Annotated in this window: 15 protein-coding genes and 1 pseudogene; 8 read left to right on the top strand and 8 right to left on the bottom strand. The window is 66.1% G+C overall.

Translation table 11 applies throughout. The features are described from left to right. Positions 1-126 precede the first annotated feature (126 nt). Both AC6LJY_RS06680 and AC6LJY_RS06675 read left to right on the top strand, forming a co-directional pair. The gene (locus AC6LJY_RS06680) at positions 127-855 is read left to right on the top strand and encodes a response regulator transcription factor (protein WP_046807345.1); all 729 of its coding nucleotides are present in this window, start codon (positions 127-129) and stop codon (positions 853-855) included. Next, positions 852-2,324 (top strand): sensor histidine kinase, encoded by a 1,473-nt coding sequence (locus AC6LJY_RS06675; RefSeq protein ID WP_314355836.1) that lies wholly within the window; start codon positions 852-854, stop codon positions 2,322-2,324. Before AC6LJY_RS06680 ends, AC6LJY_RS06675 begins: the two co-directional genes overlap by 4 nt. A gap of 45 nt (positions 2,325-2,369) precedes the next feature. On the opposite strand, the gene AC6LJY_RS06670 is transcribed toward AC6LJY_RS06675, so the two are convergent. Further along, complete coding sequence (locus AC6LJY_RS06670) at positions 2,370-3,527, bottom strand: NAD(P)H-dependent flavin oxidoreductase (RefSeq protein WP_498135554.1); 1,158 nt, start codon at positions 3,525-3,527, stop codon at positions 2,370-2,372. Between the two features lie 110 nt (positions 3,528-3,637). Then, on the bottom strand, positions 3,638-4,366 hold the full coding sequence (locus tag AC6LJY_RS06665; RefSeq protein ID WP_498135553.1) for an IclR family transcriptional regulator: 729 nt from the start codon (positions 4,364-4,366) through the stop codon (positions 3,638-3,640). 252 nt (positions 4,367-4,618) lie between these two features. Between AC6LJY_RS06665 and AC6LJY_RS06660 the strand changes: the two genes are divergently transcribed. The 5 genes from AC6LJY_RS06660 to AC6LJY_RS06640 are packed head-to-tail and all read left to right on the top strand — an operon-like array spanning position 4,619 to position 9,748. Further along, on the top strand, positions 4,619-5,557 hold the full coding sequence (locus AC6LJY_RS06660) for a hydroxymethylglutaryl-CoA lyase (protein ID WP_223264969.1): 939 nt from the start codon (positions 4,619-4,621) through the stop codon (positions 5,555-5,557). 42 nt (positions 5,558-5,599) lie between these two features. Then, complete coding sequence (locus tag AC6LJY_RS06655; protein WP_498135552.1) at positions 5,600-6,796, top strand: CaiB/BaiF CoA transferase family protein; 1,197 nt, start codon at positions 5,600-5,602, stop codon at positions 6,794-6,796. A 5-nt stretch (positions 6,797-6,801) separates the two neighbouring features. Next, positions 6,802-7,788, top strand: a complete 987-nt coding sequence (locus AC6LJY_RS06650; protein WP_046807351.1) for a Bug family tripartite tricarboxylate transporter substrate binding protein — start codon at positions 6,802-6,804, stop codon at positions 7,786-7,788. Positions 7,789-7,828: 40 nt separating this feature from the next. Then, positions 7,829-8,827 (top strand): Bug family tripartite tricarboxylate transporter substrate binding protein, encoded by a 999-nt coding sequence (locus tag AC6LJY_RS06645; protein WP_219990288.1) that lies wholly within the window; start codon positions 7,829-7,831, stop codon positions 8,825-8,827. A gap of 21 nt (positions 8,828-8,848) precedes the next feature. After that, positions 8,849-9,748: an SMP-30/gluconolactonase/LRE family protein gene (locus AC6LJY_RS06640; RefSeq protein WP_498135551.1), complete on the top strand. Its 900-nt coding sequence runs from the start codon at positions 8,849-8,851 to the stop codon at positions 9,746-9,748. A 111-nt stretch (positions 9,749-9,859) separates the two neighbouring features. On the opposite strand, the gene AC6LJY_RS06635 is transcribed toward AC6LJY_RS06640, so the two are convergent. From AC6LJY_RS06635 to AC6LJY_RS06625, 3 genes are all read right to left on the bottom strand, one after another. Beyond that, positions 9,860-11,248, bottom strand: a complete 1,389-nt coding sequence (locus AC6LJY_RS06635) for a tripartite tricarboxylate transporter permease (protein WP_046807353.1) — start codon at positions 11,246-11,248, stop codon at positions 9,860-9,862. Beyond that, positions 11,245-11,748 (bottom strand): hypothetical protein, encoded by a 504-nt coding sequence (locus tag AC6LJY_RS06630; protein ID WP_498135550.1) that lies wholly within the window; start codon positions 11,746-11,748, stop codon positions 11,245-11,247. The genes AC6LJY_RS06635 and AC6LJY_RS06630 overlap by 4 nt, the downstream gene beginning before the upstream one ends. Before the next feature lie 135 nt (positions 11,749-11,883). Beyond that, complete coding sequence (locus AC6LJY_RS06625) at positions 11,884-13,170, bottom strand: hydroxymethylglutaryl-CoA reductase, degradative (protein ID WP_498135625.1); 1,287 nt, start codon at positions 13,168-13,170, stop codon at positions 11,884-11,886. Positions 13,171-13,317: 147 nt separating this feature from the next. On the opposite strand from AC6LJY_RS06625, the gene AC6LJY_RS06620 reads away from it, so the two are divergent. Further along, complete coding sequence (locus AC6LJY_RS06620) at positions 13,318-14,721, top strand: aminotransferase-like domain-containing protein (protein WP_498135549.1); 1,404 nt, start codon at positions 13,318-13,320, stop codon at positions 14,719-14,721. 62 nt (positions 14,722-14,783) lie between these two features. On the opposite strand, the gene AC6LJY_RS06615 is transcribed toward AC6LJY_RS06620, so the two are convergent. The 3 genes and pseudogenes from AC6LJY_RS06615 to AC6LJY_RS06605 form a co-directional block, all read right to left on the bottom strand. Then, positions 14,784-15,578 (bottom strand): anaerobic ribonucleoside-triphosphate reductase activating protein, encoded by a 795-nt coding sequence (locus AC6LJY_RS06615; RefSeq protein WP_498135548.1) that lies wholly within the window; start codon positions 15,576-15,578, stop codon positions 14,784-14,786. Then, complete coding sequence (gene nrdD, locus AC6LJY_RS06610; protein WP_485857750.1) at positions 15,544-15,753, bottom strand: anaerobic ribonucleoside-triphosphate reductase; 210 nt, start codon at positions 15,751-15,753, stop codon at positions 15,544-15,546. The genes AC6LJY_RS06615 and nrdD overlap by 35 nt, the downstream gene beginning before the upstream one ends. A 103-nt stretch (positions 15,754-15,856) precedes the next feature. Continuing rightward, positions 15,857-17,566 (bottom strand): annotated as a pseudogene (locus AC6LJY_RS06605) (ribonucleoside triphosphate reductase); the annotation flags it as partial. Positions 17,567-17,696 lie beyond the last annotated feature (130 nt).

The following is a 17,696-nucleotide window of genomic DNA, read 5'->3' as shown; positions in this document are numbered from 1 at the left end:
TGCTGTCGTTGGAGCCATTCTTGTCCCAGGCCGATATCGAAGTCCTCACGCAAACTTAAAAAAATTGTGATAACTGGCCGCCCGTGGATTGGCGACAATGGCGGTATTCCTACCCCCGAGCCGCCCATGGACACCCCCCGCCGCGTGTTGATTGTTGAAGACGACGCCCACATTGCCGAATTGCTGCGCCTGCACCTGCGCGACGAAGGCTACGAGGTGGAACACGCCGCCGACGGTAACGACGGCATGCGTCGCCTGGAAGAGGGCAACTGGGACGCGCTGGTACTGGACCTGATGCTGCCCGGCATCGACGGTCTGGAAATCTGCAAGCGCGCGCGGGCCATGGCGCGCTACACCCCCATCATCATCACCAGCGCCCGGTCGTCCGAGGTGCATCGCATCTTGGGCCTGGAGCTGGGCGCCGACGACTATTTGGCCAAGCCGTTTTCAATGCTGGAACTGGTGGCGCGCGTGCGGGCCTTGCTGCGCCGAAGCAGCGCCATCGAACGCAATGCGCGCATCGACGCCGGCAGCCTGGCGGTGCACGGGGTGTCCATTGACCCGATTGCGCGCACGGTGGACGTGGACGACCGCCGGCTGGACCTGACGCCGCGCGAATTCGACCTGCTGCATTTCTTTGCGCGCCATCCCGACAAGGTGTTTTCCAGGATGGACCTGCTGAACCACGTGTGGGGCTATCAGCACGAAGGCTACGAACACACGGTCAACACGCATATCAACCGGCTGCGCACGAAAATCGAAGCCGACCCGTCCGACCCCCGCCGCATCCTGACGGTGTGGGGTCGGGGCTATAAATTCGCCGCCGAACCGGGCGCTGCCGGAGGCCCGACATGAAACGATTTACCTTGACCCAACGCCTGTCCGCCGTGTTCGCGATGCTGCTGCTGGCGTGCTGCGGCGCATCGGCGTGGTTGCAGATCGCCGCCAACTCCCGCTATGAACAAGAGGTGGTGCAGCGCCTGTCCAGCGGGCTGGCGCAACACATCGCGGGCACCACGGAATTGATGGATGCCAACGGCTGGAAGCCCGACGCCGTGCGTTCGCTGTTCGACATGCTGATGGCGGTGAACCCGGCCGTGGAGGTCTATCTGCTGTCCAACGACGGGCGCATCGTGGGCGATGCCGCGCCGGCCGGCCAGATCAAGCGCGCGCAGGTGGACTTGGGCCCGGTCAAGCATCTGCTGGCGGGCGGCATGCTGCCGATCGTGGGCGACGACCCGCGCAGCCAGGACGGCCAAAAGGTGTTCAGCGCCGCGCCCGTGCGCGTGGGCGGGCAGGAAAAAGGCTACGTTTACGTGGTGCTGCAAGGGCAGGCGCACGACGCGCTGGCGATGGCGGTGTCGCGTAGTTCCGTGTTGCGCACCACGTTGTGGTCGATTGCGCTGGTGGCCTTGCTGGGGCTGGTGGCGGGCTTGACGGCGTTTGCGCTGATCACGCGGCCACTGCGCGAGTTGACGCGAGCGGTACGCGCATTCGAGGGCGATGACGGCAAGGCGCTGGCCGCCCTGGGCCGCCCGGGCGATGACACCGACACCAGCCAGGACGAGATCTCGGTGTTGCGCCGCAGCTTTGTGCAGATGGGTCGACGCATTTCCGACCAATGGCGCGAACTGACGCGGCAGGACCAGCAGCGGCGCGATCTGGTGGCCAATATCTCGCATGACCTGCGCACGCCGCTGACGTCGCTGCATGGTTATCTGGAAACGCTGCGCCTGAAAGAAGACACCCTGAACCCCGGCGAACGGCGCCGCTATCTGGACATCGCGCTGGGGCAAAGCCGCAAGGTGGGGCGTCTGGCGCAAGAGCTCTTCGAACTGGCGCGGCTGGAGTCCGGGCTGGTGCGGCTGGAGCCAGAAACGTTTTCCTTGCCGGAGCTGGTGCAGGACGTCATGCAAAAGTTTGAGCTTGCCGCCGAGGCGCGCCAGCAACAGCTAAGCACCGACATTCCGCAGGCACTGCCGCTGGTGCGGGCGGACCTGGGGCTGATCGAACGCGTGCTGACCAACCTGCTGGACAACGCCATCCGGCACAGCCCGCCGGGCAGCCGCATCGATTTGCAGCTGGGCGTGGCGCAGAACCGGGTGCAGGTGCAGGTCAGCGATACGGGCCAGGGCATACCGGAAGAACTGCGCACGGGCTTGTTTACGCGCGCCTCGGCGCTGAACCGCGGGCCGCGCGATGGCGGCGGCTTGGGGTTGGTAATCGTGCAGCGCATCCTGCAACTGCACCAAAGCGAGATCCGGCTGGTGGAACGCCCGGAGCCGGGCGCGGTGTTTCAGTTTGATCTGTCGGCGGCGCGATAGGGGCAGGCCCCGATGCCCCTAGACGCGCGCCATTGAATCAGCGGCCTACGCCGCTGCCGGCATCTGCCCGTGCAGCAGATAGTCCATCAGCTCGCGCACCGACCGCATCGCGCTGCCGAAGGGCAGCTTGGATGCCCCCCTGAAGAACAACCCACGGCTGACTTCGCCGCGTAGCGCGGCGGCCAGCTTCAGGTCGATGCAGAATTGCCCAAAGCGGGACAGGCCATCGCGCAGGCCGCACTGCGTCAGGCAGTCCATGCGCTGGCTGCAACGGCGTGGATCGCAGCGCGTGCCGGCTTGCAGCGTTTTTTCTTGCCGCAGATAGCGTGTCAACCACGGCGTGGCCACGGCGCGCGCGGGCAGGCCGGCCACGCTGGTGAATTCGGCCAGCTGGGTGGGGTCGGCATCAATCAGTACGCGTTTGAAATTCTCGTGCGCATCGCCCTCGTGCGTGACGGCAAACGCGGTGCCTACCTGCACGCCGTCGGCCCCGTGCGCCAGCCAATGGCGCACCTGGTCGTGGCTGCCCACGCCACCGGCCACGATCAGCTTGGGCGCGTCTTGCCCCAGTTGCAGTTCGTCGAAAAGCGTGTGGCATTCGGCCAGCACGCGCTGGAAATCAAAGCGTTCGTCGTGGATATCGTCCAGCCGCGCCGCGCCCAGATGGCCGCCCGCGTAGCCGGGATGCTCGATTACCACGGCGTCGGCCATGCGGCCTTTCTTCATCCATTTTTTCAGCACGACGGCCACGCCACGTGACTCCGACAGAATCGGCACCAAGGCCACGTTCGGAAAGTCGGCCGTCATTTCCGGCAGGTCCATGGGTAAGCCCGCGCCCATCACGATGGCCTGCGCACCGCTTTCGCAGGCCTGCCGCACTAGCGCCGGGTGGCCGCGCACGGCCTTCATGACGTTCACCGCCACCACGCCCCGGCCCTGGGCGGCGTCGAGCGCGGCGCGCACTTCGCGGTCCAGCGCCAGCAGGTTGACGCGGTCGATCAAGTCGCGGTCATTGCACTTGTCTGTCTGCTCAAGCAGATCGGGATGGTGGTGGCGCAAATCGATGCTGGCGATGGTGCCCACCGCATTCTGGGCGGCGACGGCTCCCGCCAGCCGATGCGCGGACACGCCGACGCCCATGCCGCCCTGCACGATGGGCAGCAGTTCGCGGCCGGCGAGTTTGAGTGATTTGAACCACGTCATGTTTAAAGCCTTTGCTCTGGTCAAGTGGACAGAGGCTAGAGCAAGGCATGACGGGTCGCCTTGCGCAGGATCAAGCGGCGGGCAATGGCGCGTGGCGGGCGCTTTGGCCTTCAGCCCACGCGGCCCGTCAGGCGGCGCGCGGCGTTCAGCACATGGCTAAGGTGATCGGGGTTGTAGCGGTGCGCGGGCGCGGTCAGCGTGACGGCCGCCGCGATGCCGCCCGACAGCAGGAACACGGGCGCCGAGATGCCCGCCACTTCGTTCAGGCGGTCGCCCGTTGCGGCGAAATAACCGTCCTTGCGGATGCGCGCGTACAGCGCTTGTTCGGGGCCTGGCGCGTTGCCCAGGATGTCGTCGAACGCCGTCAACACGCGCCCGCCGCTGCCCCGTTCCAGCGGCAGCAAATCGCCCGCGCGGATGTGGTCGCGCACCGGGTGAGGCGAGTCCACGCGATACAGGCACAGGCGCGCATCGCCTTGGCGTACGTGATACGCCGCGCTTTCGCCGGTTGCCGCTACCAGGTCGCGCAACACCGGCACCACCACATGTTCAAGGGAAAACGACGCCGAATAGATCCCATGCAAACGCGCCACTTCGGGTCCCAGCGCATAGCGGCCATCGTCCAGGCGCTGTATCCATTGCGCGTGTTCCAGCGAGGCCAGCAGGCGCAAGACCGTGCTTTTGTACAGGCGGGTGCGTTCGGCCAGCTCGCCCAAGGACAGCGTGCGATCGCTGGGCGTGAACACGGCCATCAGGCTCAGCGCGCGGTCTACCGCCGCCACGCCACCGGCAGCGGCGTCGGCATCGGCAACGGATTCGGTTGCGGCTTTACGCGGCATGGCGAACCTGCGAGGTGATGGCCGGGCTATGCGGCACGGCAGAGGGAAGGGCGATCGGCATATTCCATCCTTTAGAACGACAGGCGCCGCCATTGTAGGCACAGCGCGGTGCGGCAACGTGCCGCGTCCCCGGCCCGTCGTGATTTCTACCCGGCAACCCGCTTGACAGCTTTTTTCGCATCGTCTTTAATTCCACAAGAAAGAACGTCATTCTATAAGATAGAACATATAAAACCACGAGGAGACATCGTCATGTCGGATTCCAGCCCCCACGACGGGCACGTGCTGATCAGCGAGGTAGGCCCGCGAGACGGCTTGCAGTCCGTGTCGACCACGATGGCGACCGAGGACAAATTCCGCTGGATCGACGCGCTGGTTGCCGCCGGCGTGCGTGAAATCGAAGTGGCTTCGTTCGTGCCCGCGCGCTTGCTGCCGCAAATGGCGGACGCCGCCGAAGTCGTGGCGTACGCCGCGCGTATCCCCGGCCTGACGGTGATGGCCCTGGTGCCTAACCTGCGCGGCGCCGAGGCCGCGTTGCGGGCCGGCGTGCACAAGCTGACCATGCCGGTATCGGCCAGCCGCGCGCATTCGCTGGCCAACGTGCGCAAGACCCCCGAAGAAATGGTCGAGCAAGTGCGCGCCATTGCCGCGCTGCGCGACGAACTTGCGCCCGCGGTCAAGCTTGAGGCCGGCATCTCTACCGCGTTCGGTTGCACCCTGCAAGGCCTGGTGCCGGAAGACGAGGTCATCCGCCTGGCCGCGATGTGCGTGGCGGCGGGCGCCGATGAATCGGGTTTGTCGGACACCGTCGGCCATGCCAACCCGGCGCAGGTGCGCCGGTTGTTCCGCCGCTTGCGCGCGGAACTTGGCGCCAAGGCCGGCGCCGCGCACATGCACAACACGCGCGGCCTGGGCCTGGCCAATTGCCTGGCGGCGTGGGACGAAGGCGTGCGCACGTTCGACAGTTCGCTGGGTGGCTTGGGCGGCTGCCCCTACGCGCCCGGCGCGTCGGGCAATGTCGTCACGGAAGACCTCGTCTTCATGTTCGAGGCCATGGGCGTGCGCACCGGCATCGACCTGGAAAAAATCATCGCGGCGCGCCAGCCGCTGGCCGCCGGCCTGCCCGGCGAACCGCTCTACGGCATGACGCCCGACGCGGGCTTGCCCCTGGGCTTTGTTCAGGCTCGCTGAGGCCATCCGTTCATCCCTTTTCGCAATCAAGGTGCATCACCCATGACTAGCCGTGCAACGTCCCGCCTTCCGTACGAAGGCATCCGCGTCGTCGAATTCACCCACATGGTGATGGGGCCGACCTGCGGCATGCTGCTGGCGGATCTGGGCGCGGAAGTCATCAAGGTCGAACCGATAGGCGGCGACACCACGCGCCGCCTGCTGGGATCGGGCGCGGGCTTCTTTCCCATGTTCAACCGCAACAAGAAAAGCATCGCGCTGGATCTGAAACAGCCCGAAGGCGTAGAAGCCGCATTACGCCTGATCGACACCGCCGACATCGTCAGCGAGAACTTCAAGGCGGGCGTGATGCAAAAACTGGGCCTGGACTACGCCACGCTGAAAGCGCGCAACCCCCGGCTGATCTACGTCAGCCACAAGGGCTTTTTGCCCGGCCCTTACGACAACCGCACGGCGTTGGACGAAGTGGTGCAGATGATGGGCGGGCTGGCCTACATGACCGGCCGCGCCGGCGACCCGCTGCGCGCGGGTTCCAGCGTGAACGACATCATGGGCGGCATGTTCGGCGCAATGGGCGCCATGGCGGCGCTGGCCCAGCGCGAGCACACGGGCGTGGGCACCGAAGTGCAGGCCTCGCTGTTCGAGAACAACGTGTTCCTGGTTGGCCAGCACATGATGCAGTACGCCATGACGGGCCGCGCGCCCGCGCCGATGCCCACCCGCATTTCCGCGTGGGCGGTCTACGACGTGTTCACCGTCAAGGACGGCGAGCAGATTTTCCTGGCCGTGGTCAGCGACAAACAGTGGGACATTTTCTGCCGCGCCTTTGGCCTGGAGGAATGGTTGTCGGACCCGCGCCTGGTCAGCAATAACGACCGCGTACGCGCCCGCGAATGGCTCATGCCCTTGCTGCGTTCGCATCTGGCTGGCCATAGCGCGGCGGCGCTGGCCGCGCGCTTTGAAGCAGAAGGCTTGCCCTTTGCGCCCATTACGCGGCCCGAGCAGCTGTTTGACGACCCGCACCTGAACGCCACCGGCGGGCTGGCGCCCATCACGCTGCCCGACGGGCGCGAGAGCTTCGTGCCGCTGGCCCCTTTGACGCTGGACGGGCGGCAACCCCCCATCCGCTTGCAGCCGCCGGCTGTGGGCGAACACACCGACGCGCTGTTGCGGGCGGTGGGCTATCGCGACGACGAGATCGCGGCCTTGAAGGCAAGGCGCATAACAGAAGGAGACTAACCATCATGATCACGCTGACCCGACGCTCGTTTTTGGGCGCAACGCTTTGCGCGGCCGCGCTGCCGCTGCGGCTGCATGCCGCGTCCGCCTATCCCGACGGCCGGCCCATCCGGCTGATTGTTCCGTACACGCCGGGTGGCGGCACCGATTCCGTGGCGCGCGCCATCGCGGCCAAGATCACGGGGGCCGCCGGCTGGTCCGTGGTGGTGGAAAACCGCCCGGGCGCGGGCGGCAATATTGGCATGGACTACGTGGCCAAGACGCGCCCGGACGGCTTCATGCTGGGCCTGGGCCAAACCGCCAACCTGGCGATCAACCCGGCGCTGATGGCCAAGATGCCCTTCGATGCCGCCAAGGATTTCGCGGCGGTCGCGATGGTGGCGTCCTTGCCGGTGGTGCTGGTCGTGAAGGCCAACGCGCGCTGGAACACGCTGGCCGATCTGGTCAAGGAAGCGCGCGCGCAGCCCGGCAACATCAAGCAGGCGCTGGCCGGTTCGGGCACCGTGGGCCACCTGGCGGGCGAGCTGTTGGCGTATCAGGCCAAATTCCAGGTGCTGAACGTGCCGTACCGAGGCGCGGCGCCGGCGCTGAACGACCTGCTGGGCGAGAACACCGACTACATGTTCGCCACGCCGCAAGCCGCGCAGGAAATGCTGAAAGGCAAGGTGCTGCGCCCCTTGGCGGTTACGTCGCGCGAACGCCTGTCCATCCTGCCCGACGTGCCGACCGTGGCCGAATCCGGCTTCGACGGCTTCGAGGCCGTGGACTGGAAGGCGCTGGTGGCCCCGGCCGGCACGCCGCCCGAGATCATTGCCCAGGTCAATGGCGTCGTGGAAAAGGTGCTGGCCGACCCCGCCACCATCGCCATGTTCACGGCCGAAGGCAGCAAGCCGATGGGCGGCTCGCCCCAGTCCGCGCAGCAATACATCCTGGACGAACAACAGAAGTGGGCGCGCTTGATCCGCGAAGCCAACATCCAGACCGCGGCGTGATGCGGACGCGGGGCCACAGAAGCCAACAGGAGACAACATTATGACTACGCTTTTCACGCGCAGCGCCGCCGTGCGCCGCGCGCTGCTCGCCGTTGCGGCGGCGCTGGCCTGGGTGCCGGCGCACGCGGCCGACGACGCCGCCAACTGGCCCGACAAGCCCGTGCGCCTGGTCGTTCCTTATTCCCCGGGCGGCACGACGGACTACGCCGCGCGGCAGGTGGCGCAGAAGCTGTCCGAGGCCACCGGCAAGACCTTCATCGTGGACAACAAGACCGGGGCGTCGGGAACCATTGCCACGCAGGAAGTGGCGCGGTCCGCGCCCGACGGCAGCACGTTCCTGGTCACCGACACCACGTACACGATGCTGCCGCTGCTGTTTTCCAAGCTGCCTTGGGATTATCAGAACGACCTTGTCCACGTCAGTGAAATCATCGAAACGCCCTTGGTGCTGCTGGTTCCCGAGAAGTCCCCGTACAAAACGATGGACGCGTTGATCGCGCAGGCCCGCAAAGCACCCGGCACGCTGAACTACGGGTCGGGCGGGCAGGCCAGCTCTACCCACCTGGCCGCCGAGATGTTCAAGAGCGAAGCGCAGGTGTCGCTGACCCACATTCCGTATCGCGGCGCGGGCGCGGCGTTGTCCGACCTGATGGCCGGGCAGATCGACCTGTTGATCACGGCCGCGCCCACGGCCATCCCGCCGGTGCAGGGCGGCCGGGTGCGCGCGTTGGCCGTTACGGGCGCCACGCGGCTGGCGGCGTTGCCGGACGTGCCGACCTTCGCGCAGGCGGGGCTGCCGTCGTATCAAGTGCTGAACTGGTTTGGCCTGGCCGCGCCTAAAGGCACGCCGCCGGCCATCGTCAACAAGATGAACCAGCTGGTGACTCAGGTGATGAGCGAGCCGGCCATGCAGGAAAACATGGCGCGGCAAGGCGCCCGGCATCGGTCCCTGCCCGTGGCGCAATTTGGTGCCTATGTGCAGGACCAGGTGCGCTTGTGGGCCGACGTGGGCAAACGCGTGGGTATCAAGCCCGAATAATGCGGACAAGGGGAAGACAGCATGTGGAATCTGAACTTCGCGCCGCCGGTGGTGATCGAAGCGCGCGTTATCGCCGCCATGCCCGCCGCGTTACGGCTGCCTCGGCGCAGCGCGTGGGCCGACGCCAACAAGGCGGGGCATATTGTGGATTGCTTTCTTGAGGGGCCGGTGTTCGACGCCGACGGCGGGTTGTACGTAACGGATATTCCACATGGCCGCATCCTGCGCGTGGATGGCGACAACGATTGGTGCGTGGTGGCCGAAACGGGCGGCTGGCCCAACGGCCTGGCGCGCCATCGCGACGGCAGCCTGTGGGTGGCCGATTACCGGCTTGGCATTTTGCGATGCGACCCGGCCACGGGCCAGGTCGACACCGTGCTGGGCGAGCGCAACAGCGAATCCTTCAAGGGCGTGAATGATCTGGTGTTTGACCGCGTCGGCCGGCTGTACTTTACCGACCAGGGGCAGACGGGGTTGCACGATCCGCATGGCCGCGTGTATCGCTATGACCCGGCCAGCGGCCGCCTGGACCTGCTGCTGGCCAATGCACCCAGCCCGAACGGGATTGCGCTGGACGCGAATGAACAGGTGCTGTTCGTGGCCGTGACCCGTGCCAACCAGGTATGGCGCGGCCCGTTGATGCGCGATGGCTCGTTATCGAAGATGGGGGCGTTTCGCACCTTCTTCGGCACCAGCGGGCCTGACGGGTTGGCCAGCACGCCAGCGGGTGGCTTGCTGGTGGCGCATGCCAGCCTGGGCGGCGTCTTCGTGCTGAACGCGGGGGGTGAAGTCACCCACTTCTTGAAAAGCCCGATTGCCGGCAGCACGGTGACCAATGTAGCAATACGCCCCGATGGCGGCGCCGTCGTCATGACGGAATCCGCGACCGGGGCGATTCTTGAAGCGCCGTTGCCGGCGTAAGGGTACGGGCCGCGACGCGGGACAGGCTGCGACGCGGGACGGGCTGGGAGGCGATTTCGGGATCAGGGGGGCAGCCGCTTAGCCGATCCCTCGATCCCCCGACCCCGCAGATCACGCCATCAACTTCACGATGGCCGGCACCGACAGCACCGCCGTGTAGTAACCCATGAACTGCACGCCGGTGTTAAAGCCGAACAGGCGCGACAGCAAGCCGCCGAACAGGCCCATCGTCAGGATCACCAGCAGGCCCAGGAACTGGCCTTCCCAGATGCTGATCACGATGATCAAGCCCACAAATGTGGCGATGATGGCTTCGTGGCTGACGCGGCGCGACACGAACAGCGCGGCGCGGCGCGCGAAGTTCATGGCAAACGGGTATGACACCACGGCCGCCAGCAGCACGGCCAGCATGCCGTAGCCCAGGAATTCCCAGTGATTCAGCAGGTTGTGCAGGTTGTGCGTCTGGCCGGTGGCCGCGTCCACCGTGAAGCGGGGCGGGGCGTTGAACAGCGGTGCCGCCGGCCCCGCCGCCACGGGGCTGAGCGGCAGGCCGAAGGCGATCAGCGGAATCAGCGCTTCGGCGATGTAGGTGGCTTCGGTGACGCCATTGCGCGCGGACAGCACGGTGGTCAGCCGGTGGTACGCGTGCTTGATGCGCGAGCCCACCAGCTCGCCCAGCACCACCGTCATGGCGACGGGGCTGAACACGAACGTGGCGCTGGAGATGGCGGCAGTGGCCAGCGTCCAGCGGGTCTGCGTGCGGTCCATGACCTTGAGCGGGTTGGGGAAATAGCCCGACCAGCCCTTGACGTCGGGCGCCAACGAAAACGTGCGCACCTTCTCGCGCATCATCTTCGCGCGGCCCATCGGCGAAATCACGGTGAACAGGTCGGCAATCAGCGGGCCGATGGCGATGCCCAGGAAGTAGCTGATGCTGAGCTTGACGCCGTACTTTGCCGTCAGGCTTTGCAAGGCAATGATCACCACCACGAACGGCACCAGCAGCGCGACCGCCGCCCAGCGGCCTGCCGAGAAATACGCGATCAGCACGGCGGCCGCCAGGAAGATCCACGGCGCCGACTTGGTGATGGCCGCGCCAAACGGCGCCAGCAGCACGGCGAACAACACGGCCAGCGGCACGGCCACAAAGGCGGCCACGATGGCGCCGGACACCATCTTGCGCAGTGCGATGTGCGGCACGCCCAGCTTGCGCAACATGTTCGCGTCTTGCAGCAAGGGTGTTGCCAGCGTGTCGCCGGGGATGCCCAGCAGCGCGGTGGGCACGGCATGCGTCATGTGCTTGGCCACGGCGCCGGCCAGAAAGAAGGTGAACACGCCGGCGGGCGGCACGCCCAGCAGCACCACCAGCAAGGTCAGCGGGGCAAGCGTGGTGGTTTCGTCGGTGCCGGACACCAGGCCGATGGCCGCGAACACCACCGCGCCCAAGAGGCCCATGGCGGCAGCCACCATGATTTGTTCAAGCAGGATCGGGTCGCTCATGCCAGCGCCTCCTTGGACGAGCCTTGCGGCGAGGCGGTGGAGGAAGCGGTGGTGGAGACCGTGGCGGCCGTGGTGGGCGGGGGCGGCGGTTCGGTGAACAGGTCGTACAGGCCCAGTTCTTTGAGTTCGCGCACGACGGGTTCGGGCAGGTCGGCCAGCGAGCCCAGGCCGCCCGGCTGGTCCGCCAGTTCGGCCAGCACTTCGGCGCGCCAGGCAGGGTCGTGCGTCGAGGTGTGTTCGATGACTTCACGCTTGGGCGGGAACAGGCGGGCGCAGATCACGCCCGCGATCACGCAGCCGGCCAGGCCGGCCAGCATGGCGTAGGCGTGCGCCAGTTCGGGCGACGCCACCATGCCGCGCAGCCAGCGGCTGGCGGCAAAAAAGCCGGTCACGCTGATGGCGATGCCAATGCCGATGGCCCACGCCAATTGGCGCAGGTCGACGGTGTCGCTCCATACCTCTGCCAGGCGCCAGGATGGCGCGGGCGATTTTGGTTCCATGTCTCTCTCCGTTGGGGGGCGGGCGGCGCGGTCGGGGCCGCGCACGCCTCTGTTCTTATGACTGTGTGCTGCTCACTGCTTATTGCTCATCGCTCATCGCTTATTGCTTAGGGCTTATTGCTTCCTGCCTGCCGCTTACTGCTTGCGCAATTCCTCCAGCAGGGCCAGCGCGCGGTCGGTGCGCACGTCTTTCTCCGCCGCCATGCGCTTGGCCACGGTGTCGATCTCGGCGCCCACCGCGCCTGCCACCAGCGCGATGTTGCGCGCGTGCAGCGCCATGTGGCCGCGTTGAATGCCTTCGGTGGCCAAGGCCCGCAGCGCGCCCAGATTCTGCGCCAAGCCCACGGCCACCGCCACCTGGCCCAGCTCATCCGCCGAGCGCACGTCCATGATCTTCAACGCCAGGCGCGCCAGCGGATGCGTCTTGGTCGCGCCGCCCACCAGGCCCACGGGCATGGGCATTTCGATGGTGCCGACCAAGGCGCCGGACGTGTCTTTTTCCCATTGCGTCAACGACGTATAGCGGCCCGAACGCGCGGCGTAGGCATGCGCGCCGGCTTCCACCGCGCGCCAGTCGTTGCCGGTGGCGACGATGACCGGGTCGATGCCGTTCATGATTCCCTTGTTGTGCGTCGCGGCGCGGTACGGGTCCACGGCGGCGAACGTGTAGGCGTCCAGCACCCCTTCGATGATCTCGGCGCCGCTGCGTTCCTTGGTGTCCAGCACCTGGGGCGTCAGGCGCACGCGGGCGCGCGCCAGCCGAAGGTCGGCCAGGTTGGACAGGATGCGCAGTCGCACCGAACCGCCGGTGATTGCTTCCACCAGCGGGGCAACGGCTTCGGCCATGGTGTTGACGGTGTTGGCCCCCATGGCGTCGCGCACGTCCACGATCAGGTGCAGCACGATCATCGGGCCACGGGGTGTGTCGGCGAACATATGCACGTCTATGTCCTGGCAGCCGCCGCCCAGCTCGATCAGCACCTTGTCGCGGCTGTTGGCCAGCGTCAGGATGCGCTCGCGTTCGCGCAGCAGCGCCAGGCGCGCGCCGTGCGGGTCGGTCAGGCCCAGCACCTGGACCTGGGCGCGCATCAACGGGCGGGTGCTGGACGTTTCAAAGCCGCCGCACTCGCGCGCCAGCTTGGCCATGTACGACGCCGCGGCCACCACCGACGGCTCTTCAACCGCCATGGGCACCAGCACGTCGCGGCCGTTGACCTGGAAGTTGCCGGCCACACCCATCGGCAGTTCGAACGTGCCGATGACGTTTTCGATCATGCCGTCGGCGCGGTCCAGCGCCAGCGCGCCTGGCCGGGCCAGCAGTTGCTGTTCTTCGGGCGTCAACGAAGCGGCTTTCGCAATGACGCCAAGGCGGTCGGCGGGGGTCAGTGCGCGGAAGTTGGGTAGGCGTGAATCGGCCACGATGGCAGGTCTCCGTATTGGTATTAGGTGGCCTGATTCTAGGTAAACTGTACCGCTATTGAGAGGTACAGTTTTGCCAAACAGTACCATCGCACTGCACCAATTTTGAGTAGCGCCCGGCGCAAGAATGCACCTATGGAAGACTCAGCCATGACTGGAAGACGGCCGCGCGCGGCCCCCATTGCCGAAAGTTTGGCCAAGCTGATAGGCCAGCAGATTGCCGATGGCGTGTACCGGCCTGGCGACAAGCTGCCGTCGCTGCGCGAGCTATCGCAGTTGCATCGCTACGCCAAGAACACGGTGGTGGTGGCGTTTGAAATGCTGGTGGCGCAGGGGCTGGTGGAACCGCGCCGGGGCTCCGGTTTTTTCGTGCTGGACGGCGGCTACACGCGCAAGGCGGCGGATGAAGAACCGGGCCAGTTGAGCCGCGCCATGGACATCGTCTGGCTGATGCGCGAACAGCTCAAGACGCAGCCCGATGCGGTGCAGGCGGGCGACGGCTTTCCGCCCGTGGAATGGCTGGCCGACATGCGCATGGACCGCTATCACCAGAAGGTGGTGCGCACGGGGCTGGGCGCCTTGTTCCGCTATGGCAGCCGTTTTGGCTATGCGCCCCTGCGCGAAAGCCTGGTGCGCAAGCTGGGCGACGTCGGGGTTAACGTGGCGCCGTCGCAGCTGGTGCTGACGCATGGCGCGAACGAGGCCATGGACCTGGTGATCCGCTACTTCGTGCCGCCGGGCGGTACGGTGCTGGTCGACAACCCGGGCTATTACCCCTTGTTCGGCAAGCTGAAGCTGGCGGGCGTGCGCATGTTGGGCGTGCCGCGCCTGGCGGACGGCCCCGATGTGGCCGCCCTGGAAGCCTTGTTGCAGCGCGAGAAGCCGCGCCTGTTTTTTACGCAGTCGCTGGCGCACAATCCGACCGGTTCCGATATTTCTTTGGCCAAGGCGTACAAGGTGCTGCAACTGGCCGAGCGCCACAACCTGACAATCGTCGAGAACGACGCGCTGGCGGACTTCAAGCCGACGTCGGCCGTGCGGCTGTCGGCGCTGGACCAGTTGGAACGCACGATCTACATCGGCAGCTTTTCAAAGTCGTTTTCCGCGGCGTTGCGTGTGGGCTTCATCGGCTGCAACGCGGCCTTGGCCAGCGACCTGGCCGACCTGAAGGCCTTGGTGCACGTCAGCAGTTCGGAATATTGCGAGCGCATGGTGGACGTGATGCTGCGCGACGGGCATTACGAACGCCATCTTGCGCGCTTGCGCCAGCGGCTGGAAGCGGCCACGGGCAACGCCTTGCAGGTGCTGGATTCGCTGGGCGCGCAGGTGTTCGCGCGGCCGTCGCGATCGATGTATTTGTGGGCGGCGTTTCCCGGCGTGGACGATACGCTGACGCTGGCCGCCGAGCTGATGCCCGAGAAAGTCATCATGGCGCCGGGCCGCGTGTTCAGCGTGGACCCGACGGCCGTGTCGCCCTGGTCGCGGTGCAATGTGGGCGCGATCGGATCACCGCGCTTTCACGCGACGTTGGAGGCGGCGTTGGCGCGGCGATGAGGTGGCGATGAGGTGGCGATGAGGTGGCGATGATGTTGCGATGAGGTGGCGGCGAGGTGGCGTCATCGATACGCAAAGTCCTCAAACAGCTGCCTCATGCGCGCCTGCGCCCGTGTCGTCAACGCCCGCGCGGGCGGTGTGCCCGGCGAACTGCGCGCCGCCTGCACGGCAAAGCGCCGCACGCCACGGCGGGCCAACGCATCGGCCAGCGCCAGCAGCCGCGTTTCGTCCAGCCAATCGGGATGCCAGGTGATGCGGCATTCAAAGTCTTTGCCGGCCGACAGCAACTGCGTCAGGCACGCCATCGCCGGGCGTTGCGAATCGCGCCGGCCGGTGATGTCGTCGTAGCCTTGCGCATCGGCCTTGATGTCCAGACCCACCCAATCCAGATGGCGCAACACGTCGGCCAGACGCAGCGGATAAATCCCGGCCGTATGCAACCCAACGCGGTAACCCATGCGCCGCACATCGCGGATCAATGATGGCAGGCGCGGTTCCGATAGCGGTTCGCCACCCGAGAACACCACCGCATCCAACAGGCCCGCACGGCTCTGCAGGAACGACCGCGCATCGCGCCAGTCGTAGCGAGCGGTGCGGGTTTGCAGTTCGGTGTTGTGGCAGTAATGGCAGCGCCACGGGCAACCGGAAATGAACACCACCGCCGCCAGTTGCCCCGGCCAATCCACGCTGGAAAAAGGCACCAGGCCGCCGATGGCCGGCGCATGCCGGGGCAGGGCTTCGGCAACCGGTTGCGGCGGCGCGCTGTAGGCCGGCCTGACGGCCAGCCTGCGCGTGCCGGGCTGGCTGTGTTCCGCTGCGCCCTCAGGCGCGTTGCTCGACGAAGAAGCGGCGTTCATTGAATTCGCCTTGTTTGCCGGTGTTGAAGGAAGCAACGGGGCGGTGATAGCCCATTACGCGGGTCCAGACTTCGCAGCGCACGCGCTGGCTGTCGTCCAGCGACAGGGCGGGGCGGTCGTCAGCCTTGGCGGCGGTGACGGCAGCGGCGCGGGCGGGCAGGGTCAAGGTTTGCATCAGGAAACTCCTTGCATCGGGGAAAGGTTGACAATCAAAGCTGGCGATCACGCATCACGCATCACGGATCGCGCATCACACATCGCGCATCAGGCACCAAGCATCAAGCCGCCGCGCAGCACGCGGCCTGTCTGGCCAGCAGTTCGGCGTCGCACTTGGGGCAAAACTCGTGGTGCCCGGCCAGATAACCGTGGTTGGGGCAGATGGAAAACGTGGGCGTGACGGTGATGTACGGCAGCCGGAAATTCGACAGCGCGCGGCGCACCAGCTGCTTGCATGCCTGCGCCGACGAGACGGCCTCGTTCATGTATAGATGCAGCACGGTGCCGCCGGTGTATTTGCCTTGCAGCGTTTCCTGCAATTGCAGCGCATGAAACGGGTCGTCGGTATGGCCCACGGGCAGCTGGCTGGAGTTGGTGTAGTACGGCTGCGCGTCGGTGCCTGCCTGCAAGATGCCGGCAAAGCGCTTGCGGTCTTCGCGCGCGAATCGGTAAGTGGTGCCTTCCGCGGGCGTGGCCTCCAGGTTGTACAGGTGCCCCGTCTGTTCCTGGAATTCGGTCATGCGGGCGCGCACGCGGTCCAGCAATCGTACGGCCAGCGCGTGGCCGGCCGGTGTGGTGACGTCGTCCGCGTCGTTCGTGAAGTTGCGGATCATCTCGTTGATGCCGTTCACGCCCAAGGTGCTGAAGTGGTTGCGCAGCGTGCCCAGGTAGCGGCGCGTGTACGGATACAGGCCTTCGTCGATATAGCGTTGCACCACGGCGCGCTTGGTTTCCAGCACGTCGCGACCCAAGTCCAGCAGGGTGTCCAGGCGCTGCATCAAGCGGTCTTCATCGCCTTGGCTGGTGTAGCCCAGCCGCGCGCAATTGACCGTCACCACGCCGACTGAACCGGTCTGCTCGGCAGACCCAAACAAGCCGTTGCCGCGCTTGAGCAATTCGCGCAGATCCAGTTGCAGGCGGCAGCACATGGAGCGGACCATATGCGGTTCCAGGTCGGAGTTCAGGAAGTTCTGGAAGTAGGGCAGGCCGTAGCGCGCCGTCATCTCGAACAGGCGGTCGGTGTTGGGATGGTCCCAATCGAAATCCGGGGTGATGTTGTAGGTGGGAATCGGGAAGGTGAACACGCGCCCCTTGGCATCGCCGGCCATCATCACTTCGATGTAGGCGCGGTTGATCATGTCCATTTCGTGTTGCAGGTCGCCGTAGGAAAACGGCATTTCCTCGCCGCCCACGTAGGGCACTTGCTGTTGCAGGTCGGCCGGGCAAGTCCAGTCGAAGGTCAGGTTGGTGAAGGGCGTTTGTGTGCCCCAGCGGCTGGGCACGTTCAGGTTGAAAATCAGTTCCTGCATGGCCTGCTTGACGTCGGCGTAGGTCATCGCGTCGCGGCGGATGAAGGGCGCCATGTAGGTGTCGAACGAACTGAACGCCTGCGCGCCCGCCCATTCGTTTTGCAGCGTGCCCAGAAAGTTGACGATCTGGCCGATGGCCGCCGACATATGCTTGGGCGGCGTGGATTCCACCTTGCCGGGTACGCCGTTGAAGCCTTCGGTCAGCAACTGGCGCAACGACCAGCCGGCGCAATAGCCGCTAAGCATGTCCAGGTCGTGGATGTGGATGTCGCCGTCGCGATGCGCCTGGCCGGCCTCTGGCGTGAAGACGTGCGACAGCCAGTAGTTGGCCGTGACCTTGCCGGCCACGTTCAAGATCAGGCCGCCTAGGCTGTACCCCTGGTTGGCGTTGGCGTTGACGCGCCAGTCGCGCCGTTCCAGGTATTCCTCCATGGCGCTTTCCACGTCCACCAGCTTGGCGCGGTCGAAGGCCACGGGCGGAACGTCGCGGGGGAGAGGGGGCTGAAGAAGCATCGCTGACACCATATGTAGTAGGGTGTCAAAACTCTATCACCACATATGGTGGGGAAAGCGGTTTTTTGCGCTGCACGGC

This window comes from Achromobacter sp. RT286_PF (genome assembly GCF_059760425.1).
The sequence above is the reverse complement of the archived record's forward strand: the minus strand, read 5'-3'. Positions and strand labels throughout refer to the sequence as shown.